We start from the raw sequence: 11,880 nt of genomic DNA, 5'->3' as shown, positions 1-11,880 counted from the left end.
CAATGAAGACACTAGTCGTAACATCAGCAATGTTAGAACAACGAGTGCGGGGCTGGGTGCAGCACCTGTCGCCGCTACTGTTACTCGCGGCGCGGCTGTATTTGGCGTCGGTATTTATTAAGTCGGGCTTAACCAAAATTGATGACTGGGAAACCACGCTGTTTCTGTTTGAAGAGGAATACAGCGTGCCCTTGCTCAGTGCCGGCGTGGCGGCATTTCTTGCGACCGCTGGCGAGCTGGTGCTGCCGGTGATGTTAGTGCTTGGGCTGTATTCGCTAACGGCGGCGGCCGGGATTTTTATTATCAATTTTGTCGCGGTTATCAGCCTGGAGGCTATCGCGCCAGCGGCCGAGTTGTACCACCTTGTGTGGGGTTTGCTTGCCGCCTACATCGTAGTGCATGGCGCGGGGGCAATCTCCGTTGATCGTTTAATTGCTAAGTGGTCGAAATAGTCGCTTAAGCCTTTCCCCTCTACCTCCCTGCTTGGCGTATGTGGTTTCCCCCTTTTTCCATACGCCTTTTTTCTTTTTTGTTGATTACAAATTTGCCGTCGTTGTATCAACGACCTGCAACGCCGAGCTTGCGCAAAATGAGGCGCTTCAGGGCCTTCTTTAAACGTTTGGGCGTGTAAATGTTTTTACGGTAGTGACGCAGAAAGTACTCCTGATGCGCGCTTGGCATGGTGTCGCGGCTGAATTTGTACCACAGCTTAAGAATGCCGAGGGTGTCTTTTCTCATCATCCAGCAGCGGATCACGGCGGGTAAGCGTGAGGTATTGAGGGCCGATCCAAAGTCGATAATTAAAGGCTGTTGCGACGGCGAAACCAAAATGTTTCCGGCATTGCCCAAGTCCAGGTGAACCAGTTGGTGCTGATGCATCTGACGACTTGCAGCGATTAACGCCCGGAAAAATTCCGCGGATAGAGGAGTATGGCGCGGCCAGATTTTTAGCGGCGTGCCGCGTAGGTAGGAGTAACTCAAGGTTAAGCTTGCCGAGTTAAGGCGCGGCGAGCTTGGGGTAAAAGAAAAGTGGTCCATTTGTTTCAGCATGGAAAACTCGTGGGTGGCCAACAAGCGGAAATAGGCATTCGCGGCAGAGCCTGGCATTGGGTAGCGCTTATACACTCGTGGTGCGCCATCGTCTGTTGTGGCCACGCGAATGCGCGGCTTGTACCAACTGGGTGGTCTCGCGTTGTTGGGGGCTGGCGTGGCGGGGGTGTGGGTCAGCGACGAGCAATCTTGTTGGGTCATGGCAAATCCTCCTGTCGAGCAGAAGGGTAAACAGCCCTGAACTACGCGCTGTGCAGAACGTTTTTATTACTGGTCTGATAGTTGTGGAGGGTATTTGTGGTCAGGCCCACCAGCCAAAACGCCCCTATTCTCGCGTAGGTTCTAGTGCCCAAAACGCTGATGGCGATGAGCGCTGTTGGAGCCCTTATCGCGGTTAAAACCGCTCCTACGGTATGCTTGCAGATCTAGTGAGATTCGTCGAGGTAAGGCACGCTCCTACCAGAGGTGGGGCGCGTTGCCCTGCGATGGCACGAGGTGTTTTTATAGGGCAGTGTGGCCCCTTGTAGGACAGCGTGGCCCGCGAGTGGAGCGAGTGCTGTGGCCAGTCCGCCTTAGGGCGACCTGATCGAACGGTAGGGGTTGTGGGCCGGTCGCGGTCAGGCCCGCTCCTGCATATCGTGGGGCAGGCTGTCCTACGGGGGCGATGGTTTTGTAGGAGCGACTTCAGTCGCGAATGATGCGAAGCGCTTAGCTATGGCCCACAGCGCTGATGGCGATGAGCGCTGTTGGAGCCCTTATCGCGGTTAAAACCGCTACCCAAAGCACTCCCTGTGGCCCCTTGTAGGACAGCGTGGCCCGCGAGTGGAGCGAGTGCTGTGGCCAGCCCGCCTTAGGGCGCCCCGAGCGAACGGTAGTAGTTGTGAATCGGTCGCGGTCAGGCCCGCTCCTACATATCGTGGGGCAGGCTGTCAGTCGCGAGGGAGTTGTAGCCTACCGAAAGGTAATATGGACGATGCTGGTTGATTTTTGTTCAGTGTGGTACTCTTTATGGGTCTATTAAGAGTGCTATTAATAGTACTTTTCACGGAGTGACTATGAATACGTTGACGGCCAACGAGCTAAAAACCAAGGGTGTATCTGCTGTCGAATCTCGATTGAGAGATAGTGAAGAATTAGTGATTTCGGTGCGTGGACGTAACCGTTATGTGGTTATGGATATAGAGAAGTACGCCAAACTGCGTGAATACGAGCTGGCGGCCGCTTTAGAGGAAGCAAGGTCGGATATTCGCGAGGGGCGCTATCAGGCTGAAAGTGTCGATGATCATGTTAAGCGTTTGACCAGTGAGCTATAGGTTACTTTACCCCGATAGCTACCTTAGGCGTGCAAAGAAATTCTTTAAACGGCACCCTGAGGTGATGGGGCAGTACCAAAAAACGCTGCAGTTGCTGGAGGTTAATCCGTATCATCCCTCGCTTCGCTTGCATGGTTTAAAGGGGCGTTTACAGGGTTTGTCCTCGGTATCGATCAATATGCAATATCGAATAATTTTGGAATTTGAGATTCGCGGTGAGGATATTGTGCTGGTTGATATTGGCGACCACGACGGAGTTTATTAGACCTCGGGTTTTGTAGGGGCGGAGTGGTCATAGCACTAGGTTGTGATGAACCTCCTTATCGCGGTTAAAACCGCTCCCACAGCGTGGTCGCTGAGATCCTGCGAGATTCGTCGCGGTCAGGCCCGCTACCCAAAACATTCCCTGCGGTCATGGGGCACGTTGTCCTACAGATCGTGCGACACGGGGTGTTGTTATAGGGCAGTGTGGCTCCTTGTAGGACAGCGTGGCCCGCGAGTGGAGCGAGTGCTGTGGCCAGTCCGCCTGAGGACGACCCGAGCGAACGGTAGTAGTGATCGGTCGCGGTCAACCTCGCCACCTAAAACGTTCGCTGCGGTATTACAGGGGGGCGAGCCCGATGGCTTTGAGTCAAAATTTTTAGGCGCAAAGCCATCATTGGTTCACGACTCAGGGAGTGGGTCACCGGGTAATGAGGGGCGGCGTCTGTGCTTTGTGGCTTGCTCGTAGGCGTAGCTGATACTAAACAATGTGGCCTCATCCCAGCGCCGGCCAAAAAATTCTATTCCAATCGGCAGTGCTGGTTGATCAGTTGAGAAACCGGCGGGTACAACGATAGAAGGCATGGCAGTGGTGCTGCTAAAGCTGCAGTTATTCGTTTGCGATGTGCCGGTAATTCTTGCAGGTTGTTGGACCGGGGGGTAAACCAAGGCATCCAGGTCGAGTGCATCCATCTCGCTTTCAACGTAGTAGCGCAGTTCCTCACGTTTTTCTAGCTTTGCAATATAACTGGGCGAACTGGTATCTCTCGCTGCAAGGCTTGCACCAATGAGTGCCTCGATAAACGGGTGCACTAGGCCACTGGTGAATATGTCGACGGTGTCAGAGCGAGGGGCCGCGAAGCTCGCTAGGTATTCATCCATGTGATCGGCGAATTCCTGAACAATAAGCGTATTGGAAATATCTTCAAACTCGGGAAGGGTTATTGGATCGATAATTTCAGCACCTGCAGCGGCTAAGTCGATCAGTGCCTGGTCTAGCACAGCATTCACGTCGGCATTGTCGCCAAAGGCGTTGGTACCGCCATAGCTGCGCAACACGCCAATGCGCTTTCCTTTCAGGCCATCTGTGTCCAGGGAGTCAAGGTAGGTCGATGGCTGTCGGCGCTCTGCGGCATGGGTTCTTGGGTCGGCCGGATCTACCGCTGCCATGCTATCCAGCATCAACGCGGCGTCACGAACGGTTCGGGTGATGGGGCCCCCTACATCCATGGTGTGCGAGAGTGGCACTAGGCCATCTTGCGATACTAATCCAACGGTGGAGCGCACGCCGACAAGGGAGTTGTTGGAGGGCGGTAGGCGTATAGAGGCGCAGGTATCGGAGCCGGTACCCAGCAGGCCGAAGTTGGCGGCAATGGCGGCCGCGCTGCCGCCACTGGAGCCGCCCGCATCTTTGGAGGTGTCATAGGGCGTGCCAATTCGCAAAGAGACGCTGTTAAAACTTTGTATCCAGAATGCGTATTCGCTCATGCCGGCTTTGCCCAAAATAAGTGCGCCGGCCTCTCGCAGTCGAGCAACCGTAAAGGCATCGTCAGGTGGCTGGGAGCCTGCGAGTGCGCGTGACGATGCGGTGGTTGGGAAGTCGTAGGTATCGAAGAGATCCTTCAATAAAACGGGCGCGCAGTGCAGCGGGCCGGTGAGGCCATCTTTTTCGAAGGCCTCATCAAGTGCTGTGGCCTGTTCGCGCCACTGGGGGTTAATGCTAACGATGCTATTGATGGGTAAGCCGGTTGCAGTGCTGTTGTCCAGCTGTTCTATGCGCTCAATGTACTGTTCGGCTAAACCTACGCAGCTAAGCGCTTGGCCGGATTCATCAACTTGTTCACCGCGAAAGCCTGCATGGATATCCGCCACTGTGGCCTCAAGCAGCTCAAAGGTTGTAGGCGCGGGAGTATCTGGCAGCGAACCGGTAGTTGAGGAACTGGAGCCTCCACCGCAAGCACTAATAACTGCTACTGAAATGGCGAGATAGGTGGATGAAAAGGCGCGCTTGATACTCGGTCGCATTTAAAATTTCCTCGGTTAACGTCAGGATTTATGTGAAGCAATAATAGTGCCATCGAGTTGAGCGGTTCGCGGCTTGGTTGTAGTGGTAGGCCGGGTGTAGGGGGCTGAAATGAAGGGGGGATTTCATTAAATAAGTAGATTATTCGCGGTCAGGCCCGCTCCTACGAGAGATGGGGCATGTTGCCCTACAGATGGCACGAGGTGTTTTTGTAGGAGCGACTTCAGTCGCGAATGGTGCGAAGCGCTTAGCTAGGCCCAAAGCGCTGATGGCGACGAGCTTTGTTGGGACCTCATCGCGGTTAAAACCGCTCCTACATGTGGGGCACGAGGTGTTTTTGTAGCACAGTGTGGCCCCTTGTAGGAGCCCGCCTGAGGGCGACCCCGAGCGGAACCGTAGGGGTTTGTGGATGGGTCGCGGTCAGGCCCGCTCCTACATATCGTGGGGCGTGCTGTCCTACGTGCGTTTTATGCAGTCACAATGAAAGCTTCCTTCCACAAGCCCAGCGGCGCTTTGTAGTCGTTTACTTGGGTTCGATGGCGCGGAGTTCTCGGCCAACGACGAGGAGTGCGCCGAGTAGGCCGAGGCCGGCAGCGCTGGCCCACATTATCAGGCTATCGAGTACACCGAGGCCGAGCAGGCTGAAGCTGCTGTTGTAGAGCCCGGCGAGTTCTTTGACCGGACCGCTTAGCCAGAGCAGGCTGGAGGCGAGTAGTAACCAGGCGAGTAGTCCGCCGAACAGGCCGTACCAGAAGCCCATGTACAGGAAGGGGCGGCGGACGAAGGCGTTGGTGCCGCCGACCAGTTTCACAACCAGAATTTCGTCGCGGCGGTTTTCGATGGCCAGTTTGATGGTGTTGCCTACGATAAGCAGCACGCCTGCCGCGAGCATGGCGGCGAGGGCCAGGGTGAGGCGGCGGCTGATATCGGTAATGCGGTTCAGGCGTTGCAGCCACTCCATGTCCAGCTTGACCAGGTCGGCCTGCGGCAGTGCGTTTAGCTGGTCGCGCAGGGCTTCTATTTTTTCAGGGCTGCTGTTGTCTGCGGTGGGGCTCAGTACCAGAACGCCAGGCAGAGGGTTGCTGTCCAGCTGGTCGAGCACGTCGCCAAAGCCGCTGCGGCGACGGAACTCCTCCAATGCCTCACTGGGTGAGATGTATTCGGCGCTGGCAATGTCTTTGCGGTCGGCGAGTTGCTGACGCAGTTTTTGCGCGTCTTGATCGCTGACGCTGAATTTTAAAAACACCGACAATCGCGCGGCGCCATCCCAGCCTTGGCTGACGGCTTCAACGTTGTTCAGGCCGACATATAAACCGGCGGGCAGCACCATGGCGATGGAGATCACCAGTGTGGTCATTAATGTGGCGAGGGGGCGTTTTAACAGGCGCCGCAGGCTTTCGCTGGCCACCTGACGGTGGTGGCTGCGGTAACTTTGCCACTGGTCACTGAAGCGGGTGCGGTGAGTTTTGGCACCGCTCAATTCGCGCCGTGAGGGCTTGGCCGGGGTTTGCAGTTGGCCGAGGCGGCGCTTGGGCAGTTTACTGGCGCCGCTGCCCTTTTGTTTTGATTTACTCATGGCTGCCCCCGGCGCTAACCAGTTGGCCTTGGCGCAGGCTGAGCAATTTGTAGGGCATGCGCGCAATGAGAGAGAGGTCGTGGGTGGCGATCAGCACGGTCACGCCCACCTGATTGAATTGTTCAAACAGGTGCATGATTTCTGCCGACAGCTGCGGGTCCAGGTTGCCGGTGGGTTCGTCGGCCAGCAGCAGTTTGGGTTTGTTCACCACGGCGCGGGCGATGCCTACGCGCTGCTGTTCGCCGCCAGACAGGGTGATGGGATTCTGCCGTTCTTTGTCGAGCAGGCCAACTTTGTCGAGGGCTGCGCGCACCCGTCGGCCGATATCGCGATGGCCGTAGCCTGCAATGACCAGTGGCAGGGCGACGTTGTCAAAGACGCTGCGATCAAACAGCAGCTGGTGGTTTTGAAACACCACGCCCACCTTGCGCCGCAATTCGGGGATGTGGCGGGCGGGTAGCTTGGAAACATTGCGCCCGTCGACCAGCACCTGGCCACTGTTGGCGCGCTCCATCACCATAATGAGTTTGAGCAGGGTACTTTTGCCGGCGCCACTGTGGCCGGTTAAAAAGCGCATATCGCCATGGGGCATATGGAAGCTGAGGTTGTTCAGCGCCTGATGCCCGCCGGGGTAGCGTTTGCAGACCTGCTCGAATTGGATCATTGCTTGCGTTGCCAGCCAAACAGAGCGCCGACAAATTCATCGGCGCGGAATGGGCGCAGGTCGAGAATGCCTTCGCCAACACCGATAAAGCGAATAGGCAGGCCGAGCTGCTTGGATATGGCGAATACAATACCGCCTTTTGCGGTGCCATCAAGTTTGGTGAGTGTTAAGCCGGTCACACCTACCGCTTCTTGGAAGTGTTTGGCTTGCGACAAGGCGTTTTGGCCGGTGCCTGCATCGAGTACCAGCATCACTTCGTGGGGGGCGTCGGGGTCGAGTTTCTTGAGTACCCGCACTACCTTTTTCAGCTCTTCCATCAGGTTGTCTTTGTTGTGCAGGCGGCCTGCAGTGTCGGCGATCAGCACATCGACATCGCGGGACTGGGCGGCTTGCAGGGCATCGTAAAGTACCGAGGCACTGTCGGCGCCGGTGTGCTGGGCGATAACTGGTACGTTATTGCGCTCGCCCCACACTTGCAGTTGCTCAACGGCGGCGGCGCGGAAGGTATCGCCAGCGGCGAGCATGACCGAGCGACCACCGGCCTGGAATTGCTTGGCCAACTTGCCAATGGTGGTGGTCTTGCCCACGCCGTTTACGCCTACCATCAAAATGACGTAGGGGCCGGTTTTGTCGGGAATAACCAGCTCTTGTTCGGCAGGCTCCAGTAGCACCCGCAGCTCTTCTTGCAGGGCAACGTACAAGGCCTCGGGGTTATCCAGTTCCTTGCGCGACATACGGCGGGTGAGGTTGTCGATAATCTCGGTGGTGGCATCCACGCCAACGTCGGCCATCAGTAGATGGGTTTCAATTTCATCGAGAAGCTCGTCGTCGATCTCTTTGCGGCCAAGGAAGAGATTGGCCATGCCCTCGCCGAGTTGGGCGCCGGTTTTGCTCAGGCCTTCTTTGAACTTAACCAGCAGCGATGCCTGCTCTTCGGGCGACAGTTCAATGTGTTGCCAGGGCGCGATTTCTTCGTCGGCGATAAAACCTTCCGCCGCCGCCAAGTCTTCCTCGGAGCCGACAAAGGACTCTTTAAAGCGGGTGAAAAAGCTTTTCTTCTTGGGCTCTTGGGCGTTTTCCGCTTCAGTAACGGCTGACTTCTCGGTATCGGTCATGGGGCTCTGGTTGCAGGGTCTGGTTTACAGGGAAAAGAAAAGCCGTATCCTACCACTTCTCGGCCGTCACTGAGTAATGTCGTGGCGCGGTTTTACACTTCAGGATCCCTTTATGGCCCCTCGTTCCAAACGTGATCGCTCGGCGCAGGTGACGCCACGCCAAGGTGCTGCGGGTGTGGTGCGCATTATTGGCGGCCAGTGGCGCAGTCGGAAACTGCATTTTACCAGCGCCGAGGGCCTGCGCCCGAGTAGTGACCGGATTCGCGAAACGGTATTTAACTGGCTGGCTCCGCATATTGTCGGGGCGCGCTGCCTGGACCTGTTTGCCGGCTCGGGTGCACTCGGTTTGGAGGCCCTGTCGCGGGGGGCTGCGCACTGTCATTTTGTCGAGAAAGACCGTGCCACCGCCCAGCAAATACGCCAACATTTACAAACGCTGGGTTGCCGCGATGCCGACGTGGCCACTACCAGCGCCGCACAGTTTTTGGCGGGCGCGGAGCGGGGCTGGCATATCGTGTTTCTCGACCCCCCATTTAATAAAGACTTGTTGATGCCAGCTATCGATGCGCTCGAAGACCGCTTGGACGAGGGGGCTTTGGTCTATGTGGAAACCGCCAAAGGCGAGCCCGTGACGGTGCCGCCAAGCTGGCGAATGTTAAAGCATAAAACCGCGGGCCAGGTTGAATATCGCCTGTTTGAGGTGGCGGCGTAGCGGGGTTTTTCGTGCGTGTGAGAGACATCGCGCGTGGTTTGTCGCGGTCAGGCCCGCTCCTACACGAACGGCCGAGGTGAGTGCGCTGCCCGTGGGCGGAGCGAGTGCCGTAGGACAGTGTGGCCCGCGAGTGGAGCGAGTGCTTTGGCCAGCCCGCCTGAGGGCGATGGTATTGAGCTGAGATTTGTCGCGGTGAGGCCCGCTACCCAAAACGTTCCCTGCGGTCGCGGGGCACGCTGTAAGTCGCGAATGATGGAGTGATTAGCTAGGGCCCAAAGCGCTGATGGCGATGAGCTTTGTTGGAACCCTCATCGCGGTTAAAACCGCTCCTACGAGAGATGCACGTTTTGTTTTTTGTAGGAGCCCGCCTGAGGGCGACCTGAGCGAACGGTAGGGGCTGTGTATCGATCGCGGTCAGGCCCGCTCCTACCGTTGTTCCCTGCGGTTACGAGGCAGATGTCCTGCAGGCGTTACCAAAGCTTAAAGAGCATGCAGGTCCGCAGATTCGAGGGGAGCACGCCATATGGCGTGCTCCGTTTGGCTTATAGAATAAACTGGCTTAGGTCTTCGTCTTTGGCCAGTTCGCCAAGTTGTTGATTGACGTAGTCAGCGTCGATGTTCAGCGGTTCTGCCCGGTCGCCGGCGCTAAACGAAACGTCTTCCAGCAAGCGTTCCATCACGGTGTGCAGACGACGCGCGCCGATGTTCTCGGTGCGCTCGTTCACTTCCCATGCGGTTTCAGCGATGCGGCGAATGCCGTCTTCGCTAAAGCTCACGTGCAGGCCCTCGGTGGCGAGCAGGGCTTGGTATTGCTCGGTCAGGGAGGCGCGGGGTTCGGTGAGGATGCGCTCAAAGTCGTCGGGGGTGAGGGCTTCGAGTTCCACGCGAATAGGCAGGCGGCCCTGCAGTTCGGGAATGAGGTCTGAGGGTTTGCTCAGGTGGAAGGCACCAGAGGCGACGAACAGGATGTGGTCGCTGCGGATCATGCCGTGTTTGGTGCTGACGGTGCAGCCCTCAATCAATGGCAACAGGTCGCGCTGCACACCTTCACGGCTCACGTCGGCGCCGCCGGACTCCTGGCGTTTGGCAACTTTGTCGATTTCGTCGATAAAGACAATGCCGTTTTGCTCCGCCGCTTCGATCGCGCGGGTCTTCAGCTCTTCTTCGTTAATGAGCTTGGCGGCTTCTTCGTCTTGAATCTGCTTGTAGGCGGCCTTCACGGTGAGGCGGCGGGTCTTTTTGCGGTCGCCGCCCATTTTGGAAAACATGCCCTGTAGTTGGCTGGTCATTTCTTCCATGCCGGGGGGCGCCATAATCTCCACACCGACCGGTGCACTGCTGACTTCAATGTCGATTTCTTTATCGTCGAGTTCGCCTTCGCGCAGTTTTTTACGGAAGATTTGCCGGGTGCTGCTGTTGCGCTCTTCCTCGCTTTGTTCGCCGCGCGCGGGTGGCAGCAGGGCGTCCAGGATGCGCTCTTCAGTGGCGTCCTGAGCGCGGTGGGCGACTTGCTCCATGGCCTGTTCGCGGTGCAACTTCAGAGATACGTCGACGAGGTCGCGAATAATGGACTCAACATCGCGGCCGACATAACCCACTTCGGTAAACTTGGTGGCTTCCACTTTAATAAAGGGCGCATTGGCCAGTTTGGCCAGGCGGCGGGCAATTTCGGTTTTACCGACACCGGTTGGGCCGATCATTAGAATATTCTTGGGCGTGATTTCAGCGCGGAGGTCTTCCGCCAATTGCATGCGGCGCCAGCGGTTGCGCAGCGCGATGGCAACGGCGCGCTTGGCGTCTTGTTGGCCGACAATGTGTTTGTCCAATTCGTGGACGATTTCACGGGGTGTCATTTGTGACATGGTGGCTCCAGTCGCCCGCATCGGCGAGCGTGTCATGTGTTCGGATCAGTAATCGAGGACTTCAATGCGGCGGTTGTGGTTGGTGTAGATGCAGATATCGCCGGCGATGTTCAGGCCTTTTTCTACAATGTCTTGAGCGCCGAGTTCGGTGTTGTCCATCAGCGCACGGGCGGCGGCGGTGGCGAAGGAGCCGCCACTGCCAATGGCGATCATATTGTCTTCGGGCTCAATCACATCGCCATTACCACTAATCACCAGCGTGGTTTCTTTGTCGGCGACAATCAGCAGGGCTTCGAGTTGGCGCAATGAGCGCTCGCTGCGCCAGGCTTTGGCCAGCTCCACAGCGGCCTTAACGAGTTTGCCCTGGTGCTTTTCGAGCTGGGCTTCGAATAATTCGAACAGGGTGAAGGCATCGGCGGTGCCGCCAGCGAATCCCGCCAGCACTTGGTCTTTGTACAGGCGTCGTACCTTGCGGGCATTGCCCTTCATCACGGTGTTGCCCATGGTGACTTGGCCGTCGCCGCCAACAACCACTTGATTGCCTCGACGAACAGAAAGAATAGTGGTGCCGCGAAACTGTTCCACGCGGGACTCCTTTTAGATATGTGAACAGGCGCGCCGCCCCTTGTGGAGCGGCTCGAGAAAATAGTTATGGGGGCGGCGCTGCAATTTTCAAGGCAGCGCGGGGGATCGTTTTACGGGGTGGTCTTCTGGCGAATGACCAAGGTATCGATGGCTTCGCCGATCAGTTTGGCGCGGGCACTGGCGAGGGTGTTGTGGGTTTGGAACGGGCCGACGTAAACCCGGTGCCAGAGGTCGCCATTGGCCTGCACGGACTCCACCTTGGCGTCGAGCCCCAGCAGCAAAATTTGCGCGCGACGACGGTCGGCGTCGTCATTGCTGCGAAAAGAGCCCGCCTGAAGAATGTAGCGCTCGCCAGTCTGAAAGGTTTTTTCGCTGGGGCGCGGCGGCTTCTCGTTGGCGGTAGTGACTTTGCTTGCGCGCTTTGGTGCTGGGGTTTCGTCGGGAACGATCACCTCGCGCTCGGGTAGCACAGTGAAGAAGTCAAACTTGGTGGTGCTTTCCGGCTTGCTGGCGTCTGCTTGCTTACTCGCTTTTGGTTTGGCCGTCTGAGCGGTGGCCGCTGTGCCGGCGGTATCGCGCTCGCCAATGGCGTTGAACACCAGCACCGTGCTGAGAATGCCAGCGATAAAGCCGGTACCCAGCAAAATGGAGGCGGGCATTCCCTTGTTAGCCGCCTTACTGCGGGTGGCCCCGCGTGTTGGGCGCTTCTTCGCAGCCAT

Annotated in this window: 12 protein-coding genes; 4 read left to right on the top strand and 8 right to left on the bottom strand. The window is 57.3% G+C overall.

The window, feature by feature from the left end; all coding sequences use genetic code 11:
- Positions 1-2: 2 nt before the first annotated feature.
- Positions 3-452 carry a DoxX family protein gene (locus H573_RS18660; RefSeq protein ID WP_036257048.1) on the top strand — a complete coding sequence of 150 codons (450 nt, stop codon included), beginning with the start codon at positions 3-5 and terminating at the stop codon, positions 450-452.
- A gap of 106 nt (positions 453-558) precedes the next feature.
- On the opposite strand, the gene H573_RS18655 is transcribed toward H573_RS18660, so the two are convergent.
- A complete protein-coding gene (locus H573_RS18655) occupies positions 559-1,251 on the bottom strand; it encodes an RIO1 family regulatory kinase/ATPase domain-containing protein (protein WP_051171388.1) in 693 nt (230 codons plus the stop codon).
- Between the two features lie 854 nt (positions 1,252-2,105).
- Between H573_RS18655 and H573_RS0116165 the strand changes: the two genes are divergently transcribed.
- Both H573_RS0116165 and H573_RS0116160 read left to right on the top strand, forming a co-directional pair.
- Positions 2,106-2,363 carry a type II toxin-antitoxin system Phd/YefM family antitoxin gene (locus H573_RS0116165; protein WP_027875175.1) on the top strand — a complete coding sequence of 86 codons (258 nt, stop codon included), beginning with the start codon at positions 2,106-2,108 and terminating at the stop codon, positions 2,361-2,363.
- Positions 2,353-2,628 (top strand): type II toxin-antitoxin system RelE/ParE family toxin, encoded by a 276-nt coding sequence (locus H573_RS0116160; RefSeq protein ID WP_027875174.1) that lies wholly within the window; start codon positions 2,353-2,355, stop codon positions 2,626-2,628. The genes H573_RS0116165 and H573_RS0116160 overlap by 11 nt, the downstream gene beginning before the upstream one ends.
- A 398-nt stretch (positions 2,629-3,026) precedes the next feature.
- On the opposite strand, the gene H573_RS0116155 is transcribed toward H573_RS0116160, so the two are convergent.
- The 4 genes from H573_RS0116155 to ftsY form a co-directional block, all read right to left on the bottom strand.
- Entirely contained in the window at positions 3,027-4,649 is a 1,623-nt protein-coding gene (locus H573_RS0116155; RefSeq protein ID WP_051171387.1) for an amidase, read from the bottom strand.
- Positions 4,650-5,170: 521 nt separating this feature from the next.
- A complete protein-coding gene (gene ftsX / locus H573_RS0116150; RefSeq protein WP_027875172.1) occupies positions 5,171-6,223 on the bottom strand; it encodes a permease-like cell division protein FtsX in 1,053 nt (350 codons plus the stop codon).
- Entirely contained in the window at positions 6,216-6,887 is a 672-nt protein-coding gene (gene ftsE / locus H573_RS0116145; RefSeq protein WP_027875171.1) for a cell division ATP-binding protein FtsE, read from the bottom strand. Before ftsE ends, ftsX begins: the two co-directional genes overlap by 8 nt.
- Complete coding sequence (ftsY, locus tag H573_RS0116140) at positions 6,884-8,002, bottom strand: signal recognition particle-docking protein FtsY (protein WP_027875170.1); 1,119 nt, start codon at positions 8,000-8,002, stop codon at positions 6,884-6,886. Before ftsY ends, ftsE begins: the two co-directional genes overlap by 4 nt.
- Before the next feature lie 112 nt (positions 8,003-8,114).
- Here ftsY and rsmD point away from each other — a divergent pair, with 112 nt between their 5' ends.
- Positions 8,115-8,714 (top strand): 16S rRNA (guanine(966)-N(2))-methyltransferase RsmD, encoded by a 600-nt coding sequence (gene rsmD / locus H573_RS0116135; protein WP_084498128.1) that lies wholly within the window; start codon positions 8,115-8,117, stop codon positions 8,712-8,714.
- Between the two features lie 542 nt (positions 8,715-9,256).
- Here rsmD and hslU read toward each other — a convergent pair.
- From hslU to H573_RS18650, 3 genes are all read right to left on the bottom strand, one after another.
- Positions 9,257-10,576 carry an ATP-dependent protease ATPase subunit HslU gene (gene hslU / locus H573_RS0116130; protein ID WP_027875168.1) on the bottom strand — a complete coding sequence of 440 codons (1,320 nt, stop codon included), beginning with the start codon at positions 10,574-10,576 and terminating at the stop codon, positions 9,257-9,259.
- 45 nt (positions 10,577-10,621) lie between these two features.
- Positions 10,622-11,161, bottom strand: a complete 540-nt coding sequence (hslV, locus tag H573_RS0116125; RefSeq protein ID WP_027875167.1) for an ATP-dependent protease subunit HslV — start codon at positions 11,159-11,161, stop codon at positions 10,622-10,624.
- Positions 11,162-11,271: 110 nt separating this feature from the next.
- Positions 11,272-11,880: an SPOR domain-containing protein gene (locus tag H573_RS18650; RefSeq protein WP_036257047.1), complete on the bottom strand. Its 609-nt coding sequence runs from the start codon at positions 11,878-11,880 to the stop codon at positions 11,272-11,274.

Source organism: Neomelitea salexigens DSM 19753 (assembly GCF_000422345.1).
Classification (GTDB): domain Bacteria; phylum Pseudomonadota; class Gammaproteobacteria; order Pseudomonadales; family Spongiibacteraceae; genus Spongiibacter; species Spongiibacter marinus_A.
The sequence above is the reverse complement of the archived record's forward strand: the minus strand, read 5'-3'. Positions and strand labels throughout refer to the sequence as shown.

Coding starts and splice junctions, on each gene's coding strand:
- H573_RS18660 (WP_036257048.1), top strand. CDS start 3: ATGAAGACACTAGTCGTAACATCAGCAATGTTAGAACAACGAGTGCGG.
- H573_RS18655 (WP_051171388.1), bottom strand. CDS start 1,251: ATGACCCAACAAGATTGCTCGTCGCTGACCCACACCCCCGCCACGCCA.
- H573_RS0116165 (WP_027875175.1), top strand. CDS start 2,106: ATGAATACGTTGACGGCCAACGAGCTAAAAACCAAGGGTGTATCTGCT.
- H573_RS0116155 (WP_051171387.1), bottom strand. CDS start 4,649: ATGCGACCGAGTATCAAGCGCGCCTTTTCATCCACCTATCTCGCCATT.
- ftsX (WP_027875172.1), bottom strand. CDS start 6,223: ATGAGTAAATCAAAACAAAAGGGCAGCGGCGCCAGTAAACTGCCCAAG.
- ftsE (WP_027875171.1), bottom strand. CDS start 6,887: ATGATCCAATTCGAGCAGGTCTGCAAACGCTACCCCGGCGGGCATCAG.
- ftsY (WP_027875170.1), bottom strand. CDS start 8,002: ATGACCGATACCGAGAAGTCAGCCGTTACTGAAGCGGAAAACGCCCAA.
- rsmD (WP_084498128.1), top strand. CDS start 8,115: ATGGCCCCTCGTTCCAAACGTGATCGCTCGGCGCAGGTGACGCCACGC.
- hslU (WP_027875168.1), bottom strand. CDS start 10,576: ATGTCACAAATGACACCCCGTGAAATCGTCCACGAATTGGACAAACAC.
- H573_RS18650 (WP_036257047.1), bottom strand. CDS start 11,880: ATGGCTGCGAAGAAGCGCCCAACACGCGGGGCCACCCGCAGTAAGGCG.